The sequence below is a fragment of the Desulfoluna sp. CYM3A genome, assembly GCF_056829965.1.
The window spans coordinates 5019716-5038759 of record NZ_CP186556.1; the positions used below are offsets into that span (position 1 = coordinate 5019716).

Genomic DNA, 19044 nt, shown 5'->3' on the forward strand with positions numbered 1-19044 from the left:
TGAAACAATTTAAAACCCTATGATACAGTTTTCCCTATGTTAACAAAGATCCTCATCCCCATCGCCGCCGATGAGGTGGCCCCCCGCTTTGACCTGGCCGCCGAGGTGCACATCGTCACCCTGCTCCGGGGGGGCGACACCGAGGACAAGACCGTGGTGCTGCCCCAGGCCTCTGCGGAAAAGCTCTGCCACCTCATCCTCACCGAGAACATCACCTGCGTGATCTGCGGCGCCATCGAGGAAGAGTACTTTCAATTCCTTGCCTGGAAAAAGATCACCGTCATCGATGCCGTGGCCGGGCCGTGGGAAAAGGCCCTCATCCGCCACCTTCAAGGGGACCTCTCCGAAGGGGAGATGCTCTTCGACCGCATTGTGGAGGGACGCCATGTGGACCATCCGTAGCTTCATCGACAAGATCGATGACCTGTTCAGCCGGGGAGCCGACTCTCCGGGCCACTACCGGAACCTCACCCGCAACATCATCATCACCATGCTGGTGGTCACCATCACGCCCTTAACCGTCATGGGGATCCTCAACCACTTTCAATACGGGCGCCACCTGCAAAACGAGCTCATCACCCCCCTGGCCAACACGGTGAGCAAGGCCAAGCACTCCTTTGAGCTCTTTTTTGAAGAGCGACTCTCCACGGTGCGGTTCATCGCCAACGCTTACGACTTCGAGGAGCTCAACGACAGCCGGACCCTGCACCATCTCCTGCGGATTCTGAAGACCGAGCTGGGCGGGTTTGTGGACCTGGCCATCATCAACGCGGACGGGGACCTGGTGAGCTACGCCGGACCTTACAACCTGGCGGGGAAAAACTACGCCAGCCAGCGCTCCTTCCAGGAGGTGCTGGTCAAGGGCTCCTACATCAGCAACGTCTTCATGGGCCACCGCCAGCTCCCCCACATCGTGCTGGCCGTGCAGCGGTACACCGACGACGGCACCAACTGGATCATCAGGGCCACCATCGACACGGAACGGTTCTACACCCTGTTGGGCAGCCTCAGGCTCTCTCCCCAGAGCGACGCCTTTCTCGTCAACTCCGAAGGGATCATGCAGACCAACTCCGCCCTGTACGGCAAAACCCTCAAGGCCTGCCGCCTCACCATCCCCACGGGCACCCGGAGCACCTTTGTGTCAGAGACCACCGACCCCGACGGCCGCCAGATCCTTCTGGCCTGCTCCGGCTTCAACAACGCCGATTACGTTCTGGTCATTGCCAAGCCGCGCTCCGTGGTGCTGAGGTCCTGGTATGCCCTGAAGTCCGACGCCCTTCTGGTTTATGCCTTGAGCCTTCTGGTGATCATCTTCATGGTGGTGAAGATGACCGGCACCCTGGTGAGGCGCATCAAAGAGTCCGACGAGCGCCGGGAGACGGCTCTTACCGAGCTGCAGCACAACCAGAAACTCTCCTCCATCGGCCGCCTGGCCGCAGGGGTGGCCCACGAAATCAACAACCCCCTTGCCATCATCAACGAAAAGGCGGGCCTCATGGTGGCCGCGGGAAGACTTCCCCCACCGGAAGCGCCTGGCAGAGCTCACCGAGGCCATCATCGGCTCGGTCTCCCGCTGCAAGACCATCACCCACCGCCTCCTGGGCTTTGCCCGCAAACTCGACACCCTCATGGAGCCCCTCTCCATCAATGAGATATTAAAAGAGGTCATGGGCTTTCTGGAACGGGAAGCCCTCTATCGCCAGCTGGACGTCAGCATTGACCTGGACCCGTCCCTTTCCGACATTCTTTCGGACCGGGGGCAGCTCCAGCAGGTCTTTCTCAACCTGCTCACCAACGCCTTTGCCGCCGTGGAAGACGGCGGCACCGTGAGGCTCGCCTCCATGCCCGCCCAGGGGAAGGGGGTCACGGTCACGGTCGCGGACAACGGCTGCGGCATGACCGAGGATGTGGCCAAACGCATCTTCGACCCCTTCTTCTCCACCAAAAAAGGCAACGGCACCGGCCTGGGCCTCTCCATCACCTACGGCATCCTCAAGAAACTCGGGGGCACCATCACATTGAACACCCGGCAGGGGGAGGGCACCACCTTTACGGTGACGCTGCCTGAAAAGCCCCCGGCCGACACACGCAAAGGAGGACCCACCCCATGACCACCCATGTCCTGCTGATTGACGATGAACGGGAGTTTGTCACCACACTGGCCGAGCGCCTGGATATCAGGGGATTTTCAACCGCCACGGCCGAAGACGGGGACACCGGGCTTGCCCTGATCCGCCAGGAGACCTTTGACGTGGTGATCCTGGACCTCCTCATGCCGGGTATGAACGGCCTGGAGACCCTGAAACATATCCGCCACATCGCCCCGGACCTGCCCGTAATCCTTCTCACCGGCCACGGCTCCACCCGGGAGGGCATGGAAGGAATGCGCCTGGGCGCCGTGGACTACCTCATGAAACCCCTGGCCATTGAAGACCTCCTGGACAAGCTCAAGGAGGTTGTCGCATCATGAGCCTGACCCCGGACCAGGAGACCACGGCCCTCATGGGGGCCGTCACCGCCCCAGCCACCCACGACCTCATGAACGTGCTGGCCATCATCAATGAACACGCGGGGCTCCTCTCGGATCTTCTCCATCTCAAGGGCAGCGGCGAGCTCCCACCGGAACAGCTGGAAAAGAGCATCGCCGCCGTGGAGGCCCAAGTGGCCCGGGGCCGGGAACTCCTCAGCCATCTCAACCGTCTGGCCCATGCCCCGGATCCCGGTCCCGGCGGCCCTGCCGATGCCGGGGCCGCCCTGGAGGAGGTGGTCTGCCTCACCCGGCGACGGTTCCACGGACGACTCACCGCACCCGCCCCCTCCGCCACGGTCCAGGCCGACCCCATGAAGCTGCGGCTGCTCATCTTTCGCCTCCTGGAAGCCGCAAGCCACCCGCAGCAGGCCCGGGAAACAGCCATCACACCAACCCTTGGCGAGTCCACCCTTACCCTCACCTTTCAAGGCCACGATGCCATGGAACTGCCCGGGGCTGTCAGCGCCCTGGCCCATGAGATCGGCGGCTCCCTCTCCCGCACCCACCACACCCTTTGCCTCATCCTGAAACGGGGTTAGCCTCTCTTTGCCTCCGGCGGCCCTGCCGGGGGCCAAACTTATAAAAAGTTTGATAAACAGATCTTAAGAAAGCCTTTCCAGGCTCCGCCGAAATAATTTCCACTTTTTGCATTACAAAAGTTTTTTGCGGAGCTTTTTTCCAAAAAAGCGACCCGTCAGAGACAGAGCGTAAAAGTCCCTCAAATGCCAATGGCTCCACCGACTAAACAGGCCACCGGCAGAGCATCTTGAGGCATGCAGTCACAGCCACCATAAACAACGGTGCCCTGCCCCGGCACACCCTTTCTCGTCCCGTATTGTTTCAAATTGTTCGTTTCATTTAATTTCATTTTGTTTCTATCAATATCTCCTGCCCCACCCACCCGTCACACAACCCACTGTTATAAATAAGCATTCCACGCATGGCACACCCCTTGCAATCCATCAATTTAACTGAACCAATTCATCAACAACCCACATTGCAAGGAGTCGCATATGCCTTCCATCACCATCACCAACGGCGCCTTCAGCCAAGCCGGAGCCATTGTCGACGCCCTCAGCAGCGCCACCGGCATGAAGGTATTCACGGACCGGGAGATCATCACCCTCACCGCCCAGCGCGAAGGGCTGAAGGAGGCCTCCCTCCTCAAGATCCTCAAAGGACAGACCCCCACCTTCAACACCTTTACCAAGGAGCGTGAAAAGAGCCTGGCTGCCGTCAAGCTCACCCTGGCCGAACTCCTGGCCGAAGGCGACATCATCCTCCATGGCTTGAGCGGCCACCTGGTCCCCGCCTCCCTCACCCCGGTGCTGCGCACCCTCATCATCACCGACAAAAAGCGACGCATCGAAAATGCCCGGGAGACCCGCAACATCACGGACAAAGAGGCCACCGCGCGGATCCAGGCTCTGGACGAAGCGGCCCAGCTCTGGTGCAGCGCCCTCCACGGCAAAAGCGCCTGGGATCCTGAGCTGTACGACGTGGTCATCCCCACGGACAAGACCCCGGTGCCCGAGGCCTTGAGCCTCATCACCGAGAGCCTCTCCCGCATTGAGGTGGATCCCGAAGAGGGGGCTCGGCTCGCAGCGGATTTCTCCCTGGCAGCCCGGGTGGAACAGGTCCTCGTCGACACCGGGGAAGGGCTCACCGCCGAGGCAAGGGACGGCCAGGTGACCGTGACCATCAACAAAAACGTGCTCATGCTGGGAAAATTCAAGCAGAAGGTGGAGGCCGACGCCGCGCGCATCAACGGGGTGACATCCGTGGAGACCCGTATCGGGAAAGGATTCTACAAGGCCAATGTCATGTACGACTTCGACCTGCCCACACCGCCCCGGGTCCTTCTGGTGGACGATGAAAAAGAGTTTGTCCAGACCCTGTCCGAGCGGCTCCGCATGCGTGAGGTGACCACCTCCGTGGCCTACGGCGGGGAAGAGGCCCTGGCCATGGCCGGCAAGGAGGAGACCGACGTCATGGTCCTGGACCTCAAGATGCCCGGCGTCAACGGCTACGACGTGCTCAAGAACATGAAGGCCAATCGCCCCCACGTGGAGGTGATCATCCTCACGGGCCACGGATCCGAAGAGGACCGCAAGCGCTGCCTTGCCATGGGGGCCTTTGCCTACCTGCAGAAACCCGCGGACATCGAGCGCCTCACCGAGACCATGAAAGCCGCCTACGACAAGATCCGGGCAAACCGCGCCGAAAAGACCCCGGCCAAAGCCTAAGAGACAGCGCATGGCGGCAACGCACCGCACCCCGCGCCGACACCTTAATTTGGAGGAGAAAGAAAAGATGACCTACACACCCCATGTACTTGTGGTGGACGACGAAAAAGAGTTCGCCAACACCCTGGCCAAACGCCTGGAGCTGCGGAATTTCAAGACCAAGGTGGCCTATTCCGGGGAGGAGGCCCTGGAGATCCTCACCGAGGGTCTCACGGACATGGTGATCCTGGATGTCCTCATGCCCGGGCTCGACGGCTGCGAGACCCTGGTCCGCATCAAGGCCGACCACCCGCTCATCCCGGTGCTCATGCTCACCGGGGAGGCCACGGTGGAACGGGCCATCACCGGCATGAAGGCAGGGGCCCTGGATTTTCTCATGAAGCCCTGCGACATCGGCGTCATCGCCGAAAAACTTGAGGCGGCCTACAAGCTCAAGTGCGATCACGAGGCCCGCATCCGCGATGCGGAGATCAACAACATCATTGAAAAAAAAGGCTGGTAACGGGCCCTGAGCGCACCACCCCTGCCCCCCTTCGGGGCGGACGCCACCTTCTCGAGACTCCCTGCATGGAGGTTTATTTATGGTAACGGAAACCCTTCAGGCCGAAACACGGCCCATTGACTGGAAACGCATCTTCTTTCTCGGCCTGGGGCTGGGCCTTTTTGTCCTGGTTTACTACAGCTCCGCCTGGCCCGACGCCGTCGACCCCAACGGCAAACGCTTTGCCCTCACCACCGAGGCCAAGGGCGCCATCGCCGTCTTTCTCCTGGCGGGGATCTGGTGGATCTTTGAGGTCCTGCCCATCGGGGTCACCAGCCTCACCATCGGGGTGCTGCAGGTCATGTTCATGATCCGGCCCGCCAACAAGGCGTTTAAAGACTTCATGGACCCGTCGGTCCTCTTCATCTTCGCCTCACTGGTCATCGGTATGGTGTTCACCAAGACAGGGCTCACCCGCCGCATCGCCTACAAGATGCTCTCCATCGTGGGAGAGCGCACCAGCATGATCTACCTGGGCAGCTTCGTGGTGACGGCCGCCCTCACCCACATCATGGCCCACACGGCCGTGGCCGCCACCATGTACCCGCTGCTGCTCACCATCCACGCCATGTACGCCGACGACCGCGAGCCCACCCGCTTCGGCAAGGGCCTCTTTATCGGCATGGCCTGGGTGGCCGGGGCCGGCTCCATCATCACCCTGCTGGGGGCGGCCAGGGGAGCGGTGGCCGTGGGCTTCTTCCGGGACATCGTGGGCCGTGAGGTCTCCTTTTTCGGGCTCACCTATTACATGGCCCCCGTGGGATGGATCATGGTCTTCGTCCTCTGGGCCTTTATCATGCTCTTTTTCCGGCCGGAAAAAACCCGCATCGAAGGCATCAAGGAGCGTTCGGCCTTTATGCTCAAAGAGATGGGCGCCTTGAGTCGCACCGAGGTGGTGTCGGCCATCATCATCTTCGGCTGCATCTTCTGCCTCTCCATGCGGGCCTTTATCCCGGCCCTGTCCGGTGTCAACAAAACCGCCATCATCCTGGTCTCCACCATCCTCTTTTTTGTCCTCAACATATTGGACATCAAGGACCTGGAGGCCATCCCCTGGAACATCATCCTTCTTTTCGGCGGCGCCATGAGCATCGGGTTCTGTCTCTGGGAGACCGGAGCGGCCCAGTGGATGGCGGTGAACTGGCTTACCCTGTTTAAGGAAGCCCACTGGTTCGTCTTTGTCATGAGCATCGCTTTTTTTGTCATGGTGATGACCAACTTCATCATGAACGTGGCGGCCATTGCCATCTCCCTGCCCGTGGCCCTGGTCATCGCCCCCTACCTGGGAGTGGCCCCGGAGGTGATCCTCTTTGCGTCCCTCATCACGGCGGGCATGCCCTTTATCCTTCTGGTGGGGGCAGCCCCCAACGCCATCGCCTACGACTCCGGACAGTTCACCACCGGTGAGTTTTTCTCCTACGGACTCATCGCGAGCCTGATCCTCATGGTGGTTACCGCCCTGTTTGTCCTGATTGTCTGGCCCATGATGGGCATGCCGGTTTTACTTCCTTAACCAAACAACGCATACTGGCGCCGGAGTCAGGTAATCCGGCGCCAGACGCACTGACACATAAGACAAGATATCAACAACATGAGACCAAACAGAACAGACTCACCAAAGTCATTTACAGCAAGCAATAGGAGGAACAGGACCAAAGGCATGAACATGTTTCCCGGAAAGGAAAACCCAAAAAAGGCAGGGAACTAAAGAGGGATGTTCCTTGGCGACACAATGCGCCAAAGGCGAAAAGGTAGGTATATTTATCAGCAACTTACGGCGTTTTTTTTAATGCTAATTCATAAATTTAATTGAACATATTCATCAATCGCGGAAACTTCTTGACACCCCAAATGATCTTTTGCAGAATACCCATTTATCCACGGTCGTCACACCTCTGGCAAGGCCCTGGTTTACTCGGTCTCAGCGTGCATTTCGAGCAGTTGAGGGCTATGAGAAAAATAAAATATACACGCATTGGCTAATAAAACAGCACTCTTTGAGTACTGCCTGCCCAATACTTTACGCTGTATCACTATTATTTTCCGGCCGAGCCCCCACATACTTCCCGGATAGATGATGCACCCGCACCGACCGTAAGGTGTGACGAGCGGACACGTTCGTCAACCGTGTCCATGGTCCGTGACACGCGGGCGCTTCTGCCCGACATTTCTGACACTGCCCCGGATCATCCCCCGGGTTGTCTCAGCGACAGTGTCAACACTGAGGAAGGTAACAACTGTGACAAGACAAATGAACACCCCGCCGCCGCACGCGGGCCGGAAAAAAGTCGATAACGGCTTCAGGCTGGTCCCCTTTGCGGTCACCTTCGCGGTCATGATGACAACCTGGGTGGCCTTGTCGGGAAAACTCGACATTTTCCACCTCTCCCTTGGCGTCATCTCCTGCGTGATCGTCTCACTCTTCTCATCGGATCTTCTCATCACCGCCACCACATTCAAGGGAATGCCCGGCCTCTGGCTGCGCTTTTTCCTCTACCTCCCGTGGCTCATCAAAGAGATTGTCCTGGCAAACCTCCACCTTCTCAAGCTTGTCTTTCATCCCAGGCTGCTTGATGAGATCAACCCCAAGCTCATCCAGTTCCGAAGCCGCATGAGCGATGACATGGGCCTGGTGACCTTTGCCAACTCCATCACCCTGACCCCCGGGACCATCACGGTCTCCCTCTCCGTCTTCGGGGATTATGTGGTACACGCCATCGACGACGCGTCGGCCGAGCCCCTGCCCGGCGAGATGGAGAAACGCGTCGCAACCGTATTCGGAGAGGACCATGACTGATTTTTTTCTCTGCGCAGCCATTGCCATCTGCCTGATCTCTCTGCTCTCGCTCTACCGCGCCATAGCAGGGCCCACCATTCTGGACCGCATCATCGGCATCAACGCCCTGGGCACCAAGACCACGGTGCTGCTGGTCATTATCGGGCTTCTCTTTGACCGGGTGGACATGTTTGTGGACATCTCCCTGGCCTACGCCCTGCTGAACTTCATCACGGTTCTGGCGTCGGCCCGCTATTTCCACAAGAAAAAGGGGCTCCACGGCGAGTCCCTCACCCAGAAATAAGGAGCGACGAACGATTATGACCATCTTAAGCCTTCTGCTCATCGCCCTGGGCATCTTCTTCTTTTTTGCCGGAGCCGTGGGCGTGATCCGATTCCCCGATTTTTACTCCCGGCTCCATCCCGCCGGGATGATCGACTCCATGGGCCTGCTCCTCTCCATGAGCGGCCTGGCCCTTTTTGTCCTCAGCCACCACGGCCTCTCCGGGACCACCATCCTCACGGCCATAAAACTCATCCTCATAGTCATCTTCGTCTACATCACCAGCCCCACCGCCACCCACGCCATCGTGGACGCCGGCATCCGGGCGGGACTGGCTCCGTGGACAAAAAAGAATAACGGAGGCAGCGATGACGATACCCATTGATCTGGCGATACTCACCCTTGTGGTCATCAGCGGCATCGGCGCCCTGGCCGTCAAGGACCTCCTCGGAGCCGCCATTGTCTTCAGCGCCTACAGCTTTCTCATGTGCCTTGCCTGGGCCGTCATGGGGGCTGTGGACGTGGCATTCACCGAAGCAGCCGTCGGGGCGGGCGTCAGCACCGTCTTTTGCGTGGCAGCCGTCTTCCACACCACACGGAGGACCAAAGATTGAGATTTTTAGCCATCATCGCCGTCGTCCTCACGGGCGGGCTCATCATCTTCCACACCGGGGCCTTCCCCGACTTCGGTGATGCAGACTCTCCGGCGAACACCTACCTTTCGCCCTACTACCTGGAACACGGACAGGCCGACACCCACGCTCCCAATGTGGTCACCAGCGTCCTGGCCGACTACCGTGGTTATGATACGATGTTCGAGACCACGGTGGTCTTTGCCGCGGGCCTGGCCTGCTTCTTTCTGCTGCGCCGGAAAAAAGGTCCGGAAGAGACCACCCGCATGTACCGTCACCTGCCCACAGGGGTGACCCTGCACATCAAGGAAGGGGGCAAGCTCCCGGCGGAAGACTCCAAGGTCTTCCGGCGCCTGGACTCCCACTTCGTGCCCCATCAGATGATCATCAAAAACACCTGCCGCCTTGTGATCCCCTTTATCCAGATCTTCGCCCTCTACGTGGTGGCCCACGGCCACTACAGCCCCGGGGGCGGGTTCCAGGGCGGGGTGCTTTTGGCGGCGTCCATCATTCTGTACGCCATCAGCCACGACCTGCGGCGCGCCATCCGGCGCTTTCCCGAGAAGATCGCGGCCCTGTTCGGCTCCCTGGGCGTTCTCATCTACGCGGGCACCGGGGCCCTGTGCCTCCTGTTCGGGGCCAACTTCCTCAACTACGAAGCCCTGGCCCCCCTTCTGGGGGTCGATGCGGTGATGGCGCGTTCCCACGGCATCCTCATCGTGGAGATCGGCGTGGCCTTTGCCGTCATGGCGGTGATTATCTGGATTTACTACAACCTGTCCTCGGCAGGGAAACACGACGAGGGGCTCTGATATCATGACCGACCTGTTGCCGCTCCTTGCGGCCAAATACAACTACTGGATCTACACCATCCTCATGATGATCGGTCTCTATGCCATGATCGCCAAGAACAACCTGGTGAAAAAAATCATCGGCATGAACATCTTCCAGACCGCCATCATCCTCTTTTACGTCTCCATTGCTTACAAAAAGGAGGGGACCCTGCCCATCATCATGGGCGACGCCCATGGAGGAGGCCACGCGGCCGTCCATGCGGCGGACTACATCAACCCCCTTCCCCACTGCCTGATGCTCACGGCCATCGTGGTCTCTGTTGCCACCCTCGGCGTTGCCCTGGCCCTGGCCATCAAGATCTTTCGGCAGTACGGCACCCTGGAAGAGGATGACATCAACCACCAGATTCGCATGCAGGCAGGACAGTAAGAATGACACAGCATTTTCCGGCACTCCTGATAATCATACCGCTGCTGTCGGCGCTCATCGTCTCCGCCATGGGGTGGATCGACCGGCGCTGGTGCTTTCCCCTGGCCGTTGCCTCTCTGGCCGGGGCCCTGGCGGTTTCCGTCGGCCTCTGCGCCCAGGTCATGGCAGCAGGCCCCATTGTTTACAAAATGGCGGGATGGCGCCCTCCCATCGGCATCGTCTACGTCATCGACTACCTGAACGCACCGGTCCTTGTGGTGATCCTGTCCGTGGCCCTCTTGAACCTCATCAGCGCCAAGACCTGGATCGAGAAGGACTTTTCCGACAAGCTCAGCGCCTACCTGGCCCTGTACCTTCTCTTTCTGGCCGGCATGGTGGGCATCGTGGCCACAGGCGACGCCTTCAACCTCTACGTTCTCCTGGAGATCGGCTCCCTCACCGGCTACGCCCTCATCGGCCTGGGCAAGGAGCGGGCCCCGCTGTCCAGCCTCAACTACCTCTTCATGGGCACCATCGGCGCCTCCTTTTACCTTCTGGGCATCGGCTACATCTACATCGCCACCGGCACCCTGAACATGGCTGATATCGCCCGCCTGATGCCCACCCTTACAGGCTCGGGGACCCTTTTCCTGGCCCTGATCATCTGCATGGCCGGGCTCTTTGTGAAGATGGCCCTCTTCCCCTTGCACGGCTGGCTGCCCAACGCGTACAGCAACGCGCCCTCAGCTTCGGCCGGGCTCATCGCGCCGCTGACCACCAAGGTGATGATCTATGCCATGGTACGGGTGGGGCTCACGGTCTTTACCCCGGAGTTCACCTTCTCCCGGGCCCTGCTCTCCGAGGCCATCGTCTGGCTGGCGGTGGCGGCCATCGTCACCGGTTCTCTTCTGGCCCTGATGCAGCGACGGCTCTCCCGGATGCTCACCTACATCATCGTGGCAGAGGTGGGCTACATGGTGGGGGGCTTCTGGCTGGGCAACACCTCCGGCGTCACCGGCGCCACCCTTCATATCATCAACGACGCCGCCATGACCCTGACCCTCTTCATGGCCGTGAGCGCCATCGTCTGGAAGCTGGGGAGCGACCGCTTCGAAGACCTCCAGGGGCTCTTCGGCAAGATGCCCTTTACCATGACAGGCTTTGTCCTGGCGGCCCTGGCCGTCATCGGCATCCCCCCCACCTGCGGGTTCTTCAGCAAATGGTACCTCATCACCGGCGGCATCAACGCCGGGCAGTGGGGCTTTGTGGCCGCCCTTCTCTTTAGCAGCCTGGTCAACGCGGTGCTCTTCTTCCGCATCTTTGAGATCGCCTTTTTCGAGCCCTTTGCAGAAGGCCACGGCCATCACGACCACGGGCCTGTCATGAGCGAGGCCCCGGTCACCATGGTGGTGCCCCTGATCCTTGCGGCCCTTTCACTCATCGCTTTAGGTCTTTTCACCGGCGACATTGTCACGAAACTCATTCAGCTGGCCATACCGGCAGGGATTGCATAGATATGGAACTGCTTTACTCAGTCAAACCCCTTGCTGCGATTCTCGTCTCCTTTTTCGTGGTGCCCATCATCTTCTCCGCACGGTCCGAGAACGTGCGTGAGGCATGGACCTTTGTCGCAGCCATCTTAAAATTCGCCGTTGTCTTGTCCATGCTTCCCTTTGTCTTAAAGGGAGGGCAGATCGCCTGCACCCTGGCCGAGGTGCTCCCCGGGCTGGCCATCGAGTTCAGGGTGGATGCCTTCGGCATGCTCTTTGCCCTGGTCTCCTCCAGCCTGTGGATCGTCACCTCCATGTACTCCATCGGGTACATGCGGACATTAAAAGAACACGGGCAGACCCGCTACTACGCCTGCTTTGCCCTCTCCCTGTCCGCCACCCTGGGGGTCGCCTTTGCAGGGAACCTTCTGACCCTCTATCTCTTCTACGAGATGCTCTCCTTTGCCACCTACCCCCTGGTCACCCACCACCAGGACCGGGAGGCCAGGAGCTCGGGCAGAAAATACATCACCTATATTCTGGGGGCCTCCATCGGCCTGGTGCTTCCGGCCATGCTGGTGATCTACAGCCAGACCGGCACCTTTGAGTTCGCCCCCCAGGGCTTTATGAACGGCCACTTCTCCCAGGGGGCCATGGCCGTGCTGCTGCTCATGTTTGTCTTTGGCTTTGCCAAGGCAGGGGTCATGCCCTTTCACTCCTGGCTGCCCGCCGCCATGGTGGCGCCCACGCCGGTCTCGGCCCTGCTCCACGCCGTGGCCGTGGTGAAAGTCGGGGTCTTCTGCGTGGCCCGGGTCATCACCGGGGTCTTCGGCACCAAGATGCTGGCCGACATGGGCCTGGGCACCCTGGTCTGCTACGTGGCCTCCTTTACCATCATTGTCTCGTCCCTCATCGCCCTGTCACAGGACGGGCTGAAACGGCGGCTGGCCTTCTCCACCATCGGTCAGCTCTCCTACATCATCCTGGGGGTGGCCCTGCTCTCCCCGTCCGGCATGACCGGCGGCATGCTGCACATCGCCATGCACGCCTTCGGCAAGATCACCCTCTTCTTCTGCGCCGGGGCCATCTTTGCCGCCTCGGGCATCAAGAACATCAGCGAGATGGTGGGCATCGGACGGCGCATGCCCATCACCATGTCCGCTTTCCTGCTGGGGTCCCTGTCGGTCATCGGGTTGCCCCCTCTGGGAGGCTTTATCAGCAAGTGGAACCTTGTCATCGGCACCCTGGAGTCCGGCCAGATCTTTTTCCTCTTTGTGCTTTTGGCCAGCTCCCTTTTAAACGCCGCCTACTTTCTGCCCATCTCCTACAAGGCCTTCTTCTGCACCGACGAAGAGGCCATGTTTGAAAAGAAAGTGGACGAGGTGCCCACCTGGTGCCTGGTGCCCCTGTGCATCACGGCCACCTGTTCGGTGATCTTCTTCTTCTACCCCCAGCCGTTTCTGCAGCTGGCGAAAATGACGGTGAGCACCATCATCGGCGCTCCCATGCCCTAAGGTTCAGAGGTACGATATGACGTCAGACAACACACTTTTCAGCAGCCCAAAAACCTTAAAGACCGTGATGGTCATTTTCGCGATCTTTCTGGGATGCCTGCTAGAGTAAGCTCTCATTCACCCCCACGCATCGTTTACCGTCGACGGATGGCCCGAGTTCAACCCCATCTTCGGGTTCCTCTCCGGCCTGGCCCTGCCCGTCCTCGCCCTGGGACTCTCGTTCCTGGTGAAAAACGGAAAATAACAGGTAATCCTTACAGGAGATGTTCGATCCAATGACACTTTCCATGCCTTATATAGATATCCCCCCGGCCCTGATCATGGTGGCCGGGGCCCTGGTCCTGCCCATCCTGAAAGGACGCTTAAGGTCCGCCTGGATGACGGTCCTGCCCCTTCTGGCCCTGGTGACCCTGCTCTCGGTGCCCAACGGCACCCACTGGACAGTCCCCTTCCTGGACTACCAGCTTGTCTTCGGACGCATCGACGCCCTCTCCCGCGTCTTCGGCACCATCTTCTGCATCGCCGCCTTTGCCGGCAGCGTCTACGCCATGCACGAAGACGACGCCCTGGCCCACACCTCGGCCATGATCTACGCGGGCAGCGCCGTGGGCGTGACCTTTGCCGGTGATTTTTTCTCCCTGTATGTCTTCTGGGAGTTCATGGCCGTGGCCTCCACCTTCCTCATCCTTGCCCGGCGCGCGGAAAAAGCCCAGAAGGCGGCCTTCCGCTACATCATGATCCACATCCTGGGGGGGCTCTCCCTCATGGCGGGCATCGTCCTCCAGATCCAGGAGACCGGAACCATCGCCTTTTCGGCCATTGAGCTGGCCTCCCCTGCCTCCTGGTTCATCTTCGTGGGCGTGGCGGTAAACGCAGCGGTCTACCCCATGCACGCCTGGCTCAAAGACGCCTACCCGGAAGCCACGGTGACCGGCGCGGTGTTCTTAAGCTCCTTTACCACCAAGAGCGCCGTCTACACCATGGCCCGCATCTTTGCCGGAACCGAGATCCTTATCCCCTTAGGCCTTGCCATGGCACTCATTCCCTTGTGCTATGCGGTCATTGAAAACAACATGCGACGGGTCCTGGCCTACAGCCTCATCAACCAGGTGGGCTTCATGATCGTGGGCATCGGCATCGGCACCGACCTGGCCATCAACGGGGTGGCGGCACACGCCGTCTGCCACATCCTCTACAAGTCCCTGCTCTTCATGGGCGCAGGGGCCGTGATTCACCAGACCGGCAAACAGAACCTGGGCGACTTAGGGGGCCTCTTCCGCTTCATGCCCTGGACCGCCACCTTCTGCATCGTGGGGGGCCTGGCCATGTCCACCCCCTACTTCTGCGCCTTTGTGAGCAAGTCCATGATCATCTCGGCAGCGGCCCACGAACACCTCACCCTGGCCTGGTTTATCCTCCAGTTCACCGCCGTGGGTGTCTTTGCCTACGTGGGCATCCGGGTGCCCTTCCTCACCTTCTTCCACAGGGATTCCGGCTTAAAGCCCGCCGAGGCCCCCTGGAACATGCGCATCGCCATGGGCTTTACCGCCCTGGGCTGCGTCTACGTGGGCATCCACCACGAGGTGCTCTACAACATGCTCCCCTTTGCCGCGGACTACGAGCCCTACACCGCGGCCCACGTCATCGGCCAGCTCCAGCTTCAGTTCTTCGGCACCCTGGCCTTTTTCCTGTTGCTGGCCAAGGGGCTCCTGCCAAAACTCTCCAAGGCCACCTTCCTGGACACGGACTGGTTTTATGCAGGCGCCGGGCGCGTCCTCTACGTGATTTTCGACAAGGTGCTCAACGGCATCAACGCCGCCTGCGACGCCCTGTTTGTCAAAGGGCTCACCGGACGTGTCAATCGATTCGCCCAGGGAGCGCCCGAGTCCATTGCCGTGGCCCTCATGGCCCCCTTTACCCACCTCTTCGGCAAGGGGAACCCCAGCCAGGCGGACGTCTCCGACCGGGTGAGACTGGCCTTCAGGACAGGCACCGTCCCCTCAGGGGTCGGCGCCTTCATCGCCGTACTTTTCATCTTCCTGCTCTACGCCGTCAGAGGATAGCCCACACGGGGTGAGGGGGCCTTGCCGGTCCCCTCGAAAACGGACACCACAACCCGGCTCTTTGAAGCTGCAAGCCCAACACGAGGACAACAGACCATGATCTCACGAGACGATATAAAAAACGCCTTTCTCTTCTCCACCCTTCCCGATGAGCTGGTGGACCGCATCATCGCCATCTCCAAACCCCGTTCCTTTGAGGAAGGAGAGGTGATCTTCGGCGAAGGGGGCCAGTCCGGCACCTTCTACCTGGTGCGCTCCGGCACCATCCTCATCGAGCAGGAGATGACCCGCCACATGACCGTCACCGTGGCAACCCTCAACGCAGGCGAATGCTTCGGCTACTCCTCCCTCATGGAAGAGATGTCCTTCAGCACCACGGCGATCAGCTCCGAAGCCTCCGAGGTGATCCTCATCGACGGCAAGGCCCTGGTCGAAATCATGGAAAAGGACCACAGGCTGGGCTACCTCATCCACCGACAGATGGTCCAGATGATGGCAGGACGCCTCCAGCGGCGCACCGAACAGTTCCTCCGCGCCCTCTCCACCCACCCGGAGATCCACGAACTCGAAAAATCGTAAAACGCCTCCGGCGGCAAGGTGAGCCACCTTGAAAGCTGGTTGCACTCACATTCTTCACGGGCGCAGCCCGTCAGCACATGTGATGGCCCTGAGGAACGAAGGGGCAGAGCATGTGCGATCCTGGGGTGCAGGGGATTTATCCCCTGCCCACCGATTTTGTTTTTTACCTGGTAAATGCTTGACGTTAGCTCTTGAAGAAAAACAGGATTGCGGAGACCAGGGGCGGAAAGAGGAAAAGGGCCACTTCGCGGCGTTTCGGGGTAAAGGCTTGGGTGTGGCGCACGGCCATGACGGCCAGGTAAAAGAGGGCCAGCACAGGAAGGGCCGGGACAAAGGCGCCAAGGGTCCAGGCGGTAGCAACAGCCAAAAAGAGGCCGAGAACGGCTGCGGGGATTCCTGCAAGGCGATCCGGCAAGGAGAAAAATCGGGAGGCGCTGCCCAGAAATACCACCATGAACCAGTCGGCCACGCCGAAAAAGGGATGGAGGGCATCGGTGCCGGGGCTGGGAAACTTCATGAGGAGTACTTCGGAGAGAGGGTAAAGGCCCTGTCGCCCCCCGGTGTAGTACGCAGCCACGTCCTGGGCAATATGGTGGGTGGGGCCCACAAGAAAACTCACGGCATCGGCACACACCATCACACTCACCAGGGGCAGCAGCTCGGCTGGAGATTTTAAAAAACGTGGCAGGTAGCCCGCCGCCACAACAACAACCAGAAGCTGACCGCAGGTGCTCAATGCCTCCCAGCTAAGCCGAAAAGGCAGGCCAAACCGAAGGGCGGTCCAGCTGCCCGCCGTGATCAGAAACCCCACCGCCAGGATCCCCCAGCGATGCAGCGCCGGAACTTCTGGAACGGCCACACGGCGCATACACCACAGGGAAACCGCCCACAAGGCCCCGAGGATCAACGCAAGAACCGCCAGCCCCCCCACAAACCCCGAGACCATGCCCACACGCCCCATAAGGGCGGCCCCCGCCATGGAGACGCCCCACCATCCGGCCACCAGCACCAGGGCAGCCCCAAGTCCGCTGTATAAAGAAGATTTCATGGCGGTCATTACACCACAAAGCCCTCGAACAGGCACAGAAAAAAATAAAAAGCATGCCGCCGGCGGCCAGGGGATAAATCGGTTCGCACATGCTCTGCCCCTTCGTTCCTCAGGGACATCACATGTGCTGACGGGCTTCGCCCGTGCTACATACGAGGGCAACATTTTCTCATTAGGAACGTTTTTTGCGGAGCTTTTTTTCAAAAAAGCGACCCGCCGGAGGCAAAAAAAAACACCCACGTTCTGCCCGCAGGATGCGGGCAAAGCGTGGGTGTCGATAACTTGATCAAGGAACTGGCGTTACTCGGCGACCTTGGAACCCCAGGTCTTGAGGGTGGCCATGCCGCCCTGGACGCTCACGGTGTTGGTGATGCCCATTTCACGCAGGTTGATCTGGGCCTCAAAGGAGCGCACGCCGGTGTTGCAGACCAGGACCACCAACTTGTCTTTGGGGACCTCTGCAATGCGGTTTTTGATCTCTCCCTGGGGAATGGTGTTCCACTTGCCGGGGAATTTCTCCTTGAAGGGGGTGGAGTCGGGCAGCTCGCGGCAGTCGATGAAGACGCAGTCGCCCTCTTCCCAGAGCCCTTCGAAGGTGGCCAGGGGGATGGACTGGAGCAGGCCGTCCACGGCGTTGTCCGCCACGTTGGCCAGGGAGTTGACGATGTCCATGGCAGAGCTGAAGGGCGGAGAGTAGGCAAACTCCAGGTTGCTGATATCCAGAATAGTGGGCTTGTACTTCAAGGTGGCTGCCACCGCGTTGATGCGGCCCACCATGGCATCGCCGCTGCCGGCAAAACCCTGGATGCCGAAGACCGCACCCACTTTGGTGGCCTTTTCCACCACCAGCTGGATTCAGTTCCTTTTCGGGATAGAAGTGAGCGCGGTCCAGCTGGCACATGGAGACGCTGATGGCGTCGATGCCGGCTGCTTCCATGTCCTTTTCGAGTAAACCACTGCCCGCAAGGGACTTATCGAAGAGCTTGACCACAAAGCTGCCCACCGGGGCTTCGGTGGTGGCGTTGCCACCTGCCAGGTTGGTGCCGATGACGCGGCCCTGGCGGTTGGCAAGGGAACCCAGGGGATAAACCCCGGGGGCTCCGCTCACGGCGTGGTTGAGTTCAATGCAGTCGCCCCCGGCGTAGATATTGGGATCCGAGGTTTCCAGGCGCTCGTTGACAACGATTCCGCCGGTGGGGCCCACTTCCAGGCCGGCTTCCCGGGCCAGCTCGCCGTTGGGGTTGATCCCCACGGCCATGATGACCAGGTCGGCTTCCAGGGTGCGCTTGTCGGTGACCACCCGCTGGACAGCTCCCTCTTCGCCTTCAAACCCCTTGACGGTTTCTCCGAGGTAAAAGCTACTCGTTTTCTTCCATAGAGCGCTGGGCCATATGGGCCATCTGCTCGCTGACAAACCCCGGCATAATCTGGTTGCCGATCTCCACCACGGAGGTCTCGATGCCCCACATGTCGGCCAGGGCTTCGGCCATCTCCAGGCCGATGAACCCGGCCCCCACGATGACAGCTTTTTCCACCTGTCCGGCGGCCACGAGCTTCTTGATCTCCATGGCGTCTTCGAGGTTGCCCACGGCGTGGATGTTGGCCAGGTCCTGGCCCGGAATCTTGAGATCCCGGGTGCGGCTTCCCGCGCCGATGACCAGCTTGTCGTAGGGGTAGCTCTTCTCCACTCCGTCCTTGCCCTTGGCCCAGACCACCTTGGCTTCCCGGTCGATGCGGGTAACCAGGGTTCCGGTGACCAGGGCTTCGAAGCCTTTGATGGTCTTGAAGAACTCTTCGTTACGAACCATATGATACGCGGTGCTCTGAAGGGCCGTATGATCCGCCACATCACCAGAGACATAGTAGGGAATACCGCAGCCTCCGTAGGAGATGTAGTCATCTTTGTCGATGAGGGTCACATGGGTCGAGGGATCGATGCGTTTCACTCGGCAGGCAGCCTTGGTCCCCAAGGCAACGCCGCCGATGACAACAACTCGTCTTGACATTTTCTTGTCTACCTTTTTGCTTGTGCTTATCGCCACTGGACCGGCGTCTCGGGACCCATTGACCCTGTCCCGGAGCGTCGCGCCCAACACGCTGAAATTGCGTCTCCCGGCCTGAAAAAGAGCCTGGTTTATG

General features: G+C 60.0%; 22 protein-coding genes and 1 pseudogene. 19 read left to right on the plus strand and 4 right to left on the minus strand.

Annotation, left to right across the window (positions count from 1 at the left end; genetic code table 11):
• The first annotated feature begins 36 nt into the window (after positions 1 to 36).
• From ACOYW1_RS25370 to ACOYW1_RS25455, 18 genes are all read left to right on the plus strand, one after another.
• Complete coding sequence (locus tag ACOYW1_RS25370) at positions 37 to 402, plus strand: NifB/NifX family molybdenum-iron cluster-binding protein (RefSeq protein WP_180137626.1); 366 nt, start codon at positions 37 to 39, stop codon at positions 400 to 402.
• The gene (locus ACOYW1_RS25375; RefSeq protein ID WP_482420235.1) at positions 386 to 1651 is read left to right on the plus strand and encodes a cache domain-containing protein; all 1266 of its coding nucleotides are present in this window, start codon (positions 386 to 388) and stop codon (positions 1649 to 1651) included. The genes ACOYW1_RS25370 and ACOYW1_RS25375 overlap by 17 nt, the downstream gene beginning before the upstream one ends.
• Entirely contained in the window at positions 1629 to 2111 is a 483-nt protein-coding gene (locus ACOYW1_RS25380; protein ID WP_482420236.1) for a sensor histidine kinase, read from the plus strand. The genes ACOYW1_RS25375 and ACOYW1_RS25380 overlap by 23 nt, the downstream gene beginning before the upstream one ends.
• Positions 2108 to 2470: a response regulator gene (locus ACOYW1_RS25385; RefSeq protein ID WP_482418293.1), complete on the plus strand. Its 363-nt coding sequence runs from the start codon at positions 2108 to 2110 to the stop codon at positions 2468 to 2470. The genes ACOYW1_RS25380 and ACOYW1_RS25385 overlap by 4 nt, the downstream gene beginning before the upstream one ends.
• Entirely contained in the window at positions 2467 to 3069 is a 603-nt protein-coding gene (locus ACOYW1_RS25390) for a histidine kinase (RefSeq protein WP_482420237.1), read from the plus strand. Before ACOYW1_RS25385 ends, ACOYW1_RS25390 begins: the two co-directional genes overlap by 4 nt.
• A gap of 474 nt (positions 3070 to 3543) precedes the next feature.
• Positions 3544 to 4776 carry a response regulator gene (locus ACOYW1_RS25395; RefSeq protein ID WP_482420238.1) on the plus strand — a complete coding sequence of 411 codons (1233 nt, stop codon included), beginning with the start codon at positions 3544 to 3546 and terminating at the stop codon, positions 4774 to 4776.
• Between the two features lie 67 nt (positions 4777 to 4843).
• Positions 4844 to 5278, plus strand: coding sequence for a response regulator (locus tag ACOYW1_RS25400; RefSeq protein WP_180137631.1), 435 nt, complete (start codon positions 4844 to 4846; stop codon positions 5276 to 5278).
• A gap of 79 nt (positions 5279 to 5357) precedes the next feature.
• Positions 5358 to 6830: an SLC13 family permease gene (locus ACOYW1_RS25405; RefSeq protein WP_482418296.1), complete on the plus strand. Its 1473-nt coding sequence runs from the start codon at positions 5358 to 5360 to the stop codon at positions 6828 to 6830.
• 726 nt (positions 6831 to 7556) lie between these two features.
• Positions 7557 to 8114, plus strand: coding sequence for a Na+/H+ antiporter subunit E (locus ACOYW1_RS25410; protein ID WP_482418297.1), 558 nt, complete (start codon positions 7557 to 7559; stop codon positions 8112 to 8114).
• Complete coding sequence (locus tag ACOYW1_RS25415) at positions 8107 to 8397, plus strand: MrpF/PhaF family protein (RefSeq protein ID WP_180137633.1); 291 nt, start codon at positions 8107 to 8109, stop codon at positions 8395 to 8397. Before ACOYW1_RS25410 ends, ACOYW1_RS25415 begins: the two co-directional genes overlap by 8 nt.
• 16 nt (positions 8398 to 8413) lie before the next feature.
• Positions 8414 to 8761: a monovalent cation/H(+) antiporter subunit G gene (gene mnhG / locus ACOYW1_RS25420; protein WP_482418298.1), complete on the plus strand. Its 348-nt coding sequence runs from the start codon at positions 8414 to 8416 to the stop codon at positions 8759 to 8761.
• Positions 8745 to 8990, plus strand: a complete 246-nt coding sequence (locus tag ACOYW1_RS25425) for a Na(+)/H(+) antiporter subunit B (protein ID WP_180137635.1) — start codon at positions 8745 to 8747, stop codon at positions 8988 to 8990. The genes mnhG and ACOYW1_RS25425 overlap by 17 nt, the downstream gene beginning before the upstream one ends.
• Positions 8987 to 9820, plus strand: a complete 834-nt coding sequence (locus ACOYW1_RS25430; RefSeq protein ID WP_482420239.1) for a Na(+)/H(+) antiporter subunit B — start codon at positions 8987 to 8989, stop codon at positions 9818 to 9820. Before ACOYW1_RS25425 ends, ACOYW1_RS25430 begins: the two co-directional genes overlap by 4 nt.
• A 4-nt stretch (positions 9821 to 9824) precedes the next feature.
• Entirely contained in the window at positions 9825 to 10232 is a 408-nt protein-coding gene (locus tag ACOYW1_RS25435; protein WP_482418300.1) for a cation:proton antiporter subunit C, read from the plus strand.
• Between the two features lie 2 nt (positions 10233 to 10234).
• Complete coding sequence (locus ACOYW1_RS25440; protein WP_482420240.1) at positions 10235 to 11725, plus strand: proton-conducting transporter transmembrane domain-containing protein; 1491 nt, start codon at positions 10235 to 10237, stop codon at positions 11723 to 11725.
• 2 nt (positions 11726 to 11727) lie between these two features.
• Positions 11728 to 13215 (plus strand): monovalent cation/H+ antiporter subunit D family protein, encoded by a 1488-nt coding sequence (locus ACOYW1_RS25445; protein WP_482420241.1) that lies wholly within the window; start codon positions 11728 to 11730, stop codon positions 13213 to 13215.
• A 275-nt stretch (positions 13216 to 13490) separates the two neighbouring features.
• Entirely contained in the window at positions 13491 to 15278 is a 1788-nt protein-coding gene (locus ACOYW1_RS25450; protein WP_482420242.1) for a Na(+)/H(+) antiporter subunit D, read from the plus strand.
• A 96-nt stretch (positions 15279 to 15374) separates the two neighbouring features.
• Positions 15375 to 15857 (plus strand): Crp/Fnr family transcriptional regulator, encoded by a 483-nt coding sequence (locus tag ACOYW1_RS25455; RefSeq protein ID WP_482420243.1) that lies wholly within the window; start codon positions 15375 to 15377, stop codon positions 15855 to 15857.
• Positions 15858 to 16041: 184 nt separating this feature from the next.
• Here ACOYW1_RS25455 and ACOYW1_RS25460 read toward each other — a convergent pair whose 3' ends face one another.
• Positions 16042 to 16905: a hypothetical protein gene (locus ACOYW1_RS25460; RefSeq protein WP_482420244.1), complete on the minus strand. Its 864-nt coding sequence runs from the start codon at positions 16903 to 16905 to the stop codon at positions 16042 to 16044.
• Here ACOYW1_RS25460 and ACOYW1_RS25465 point away from each other — a divergent pair.
• Positions 16904 to 17191: a hypothetical protein gene (locus ACOYW1_RS25465; RefSeq protein WP_482420245.1), complete on the plus strand. Its 288-nt coding sequence runs from the start codon at positions 16904 to 16906 to the stop codon at positions 17189 to 17191. The two genes, ACOYW1_RS25460 and ACOYW1_RS25465, sit on opposite strands and share 2 nt — an antisense overlap.
• A gap of 14 nt (positions 17192 to 17205) precedes the next feature.
• Here ACOYW1_RS25465 and ACOYW1_RS25470 read toward each other — a convergent pair whose 3' ends face one another.
• The 3 genes and pseudogenes from ACOYW1_RS25470 to ACOYW1_RS25480 form a co-directional block, all read right to left on the minus strand.
• On the minus strand, positions 17206 to 17751 hold the full coding sequence (locus ACOYW1_RS25470) for a rhodanese-like domain-containing protein (RefSeq protein WP_482420246.1): 546 nt from the start codon (positions 17749 to 17751) through the stop codon (positions 17206 to 17208).
• A 325-nt stretch (positions 17752 to 18076) separates the two neighbouring features.
• Positions 18077 to 18205: pseudogene (locus ACOYW1_RS25475) on the minus strand (FAD-dependent oxidoreductase); the annotation flags it as partial.
• Between the two features lie 58 nt (positions 18206 to 18263).
• Entirely contained in the window at positions 18264 to 18911 is a 648-nt protein-coding gene (locus ACOYW1_RS25480) for an NAD(P)/FAD-dependent oxidoreductase (RefSeq protein WP_482420247.1), read from the minus strand.
• Positions 18912 to 19044: the final 133 nt, after the last annotated feature.

Coding starts and splice junctions, on each gene's coding strand:
- ACOYW1_RS25370 (WP_180137626.1), top strand. CDS start 37: ATGTTAACAAAGATCCTCATCCCCATCGCCGCCGATGAGGTGGCCCCC.
- ACOYW1_RS25375 (WP_482420235.1), top strand. CDS start 386: ATGTGGACCATCCGTAGCTTCATCGACAAGATCGATGACCTGTTCAGC.
- ACOYW1_RS25380 (WP_482420236.1), top strand. CDS start 1,629: ATGGAGCCCCTCTCCATCAATGAGATATTAAAAGAGGTCATGGGCTTT.
- ACOYW1_RS25385 (WP_482418293.1), top strand. CDS start 2,108: ATGACCACCCATGTCCTGCTGATTGACGATGAACGGGAGTTTGTCACC.
- ACOYW1_RS25390 (WP_482420237.1), top strand. CDS start 2,467: ATGAGCCTGACCCCGGACCAGGAGACCACGGCCCTCATGGGGGCCGTC.
- ACOYW1_RS25395 (WP_482420238.1), top strand. CDS start 3,544: ATGCCTTCCATCACCATCACCAACGGCGCCTTCAGCCAAGCCGGAGCC.
- ACOYW1_RS25400 (WP_180137631.1), top strand. CDS start 4,844: ATGACCTACACACCCCATGTACTTGTGGTGGACGACGAAAAAGAGTTC.
- ACOYW1_RS25405 (WP_482418296.1), top strand. CDS start 5,358: ATGGTAACGGAAACCCTTCAGGCCGAAACACGGCCCATTGACTGGAAA.
- ACOYW1_RS25415 (WP_180137633.1), top strand. CDS start 8,107: ATGACTGATTTTTTTCTCTGCGCAGCCATTGCCATCTGCCTGATCTCT.
- mnhG (WP_482418298.1), top strand. CDS start 8,414: ATGACCATCTTAAGCCTTCTGCTCATCGCCCTGGGCATCTTCTTCTTT.
- ACOYW1_RS25425 (WP_180137635.1), top strand. CDS start 8,745: ATGACGATACCCATTGATCTGGCGATACTCACCCTTGTGGTCATCAGC.
- ACOYW1_RS25435 (WP_482418300.1), top strand. CDS start 9,825: ATGACCGACCTGTTGCCGCTCCTTGCGGCCAAATACAACTACTGGATC.
- ACOYW1_RS25440 (WP_482420240.1), top strand. CDS start 10,235: ATGACACAGCATTTTCCGGCACTCCTGATAATCATACCGCTGCTGTCG.
- ACOYW1_RS25445 (WP_482420241.1), top strand. CDS start 11,728: ATGGAACTGCTTTACTCAGTCAAACCCCTTGCTGCGATTCTCGTCTCC.
- ACOYW1_RS25450 (WP_482420242.1), top strand. CDS start 13,491: ATGACACTTTCCATGCCTTATATAGATATCCCCCCGGCCCTGATCATG.
- ACOYW1_RS25455 (WP_482420243.1), top strand. CDS start 15,375: ATGATCTCACGAGACGATATAAAAAACGCCTTTCTCTTCTCCACCCTT.
- ACOYW1_RS25465 (WP_482420245.1), top strand. CDS start 16,904: ATGGCGGTCATTACACCACAAAGCCCTCGAACAGGCACAGAAAAAAAT.
- ACOYW1_RS25460 (WP_482420244.1), bottom strand. CDS start 16,905: ATGAAATCTTCTTTATACAGCGGACTTGGGGCTGCCCTGGTGCTGGTG.
- ACOYW1_RS25480 (WP_482420247.1), bottom strand. CDS start 18,911: ATGTCAAGACGAGTTGTTGTCATCGGCGGCGTTGCCTTGGGGACCAAG.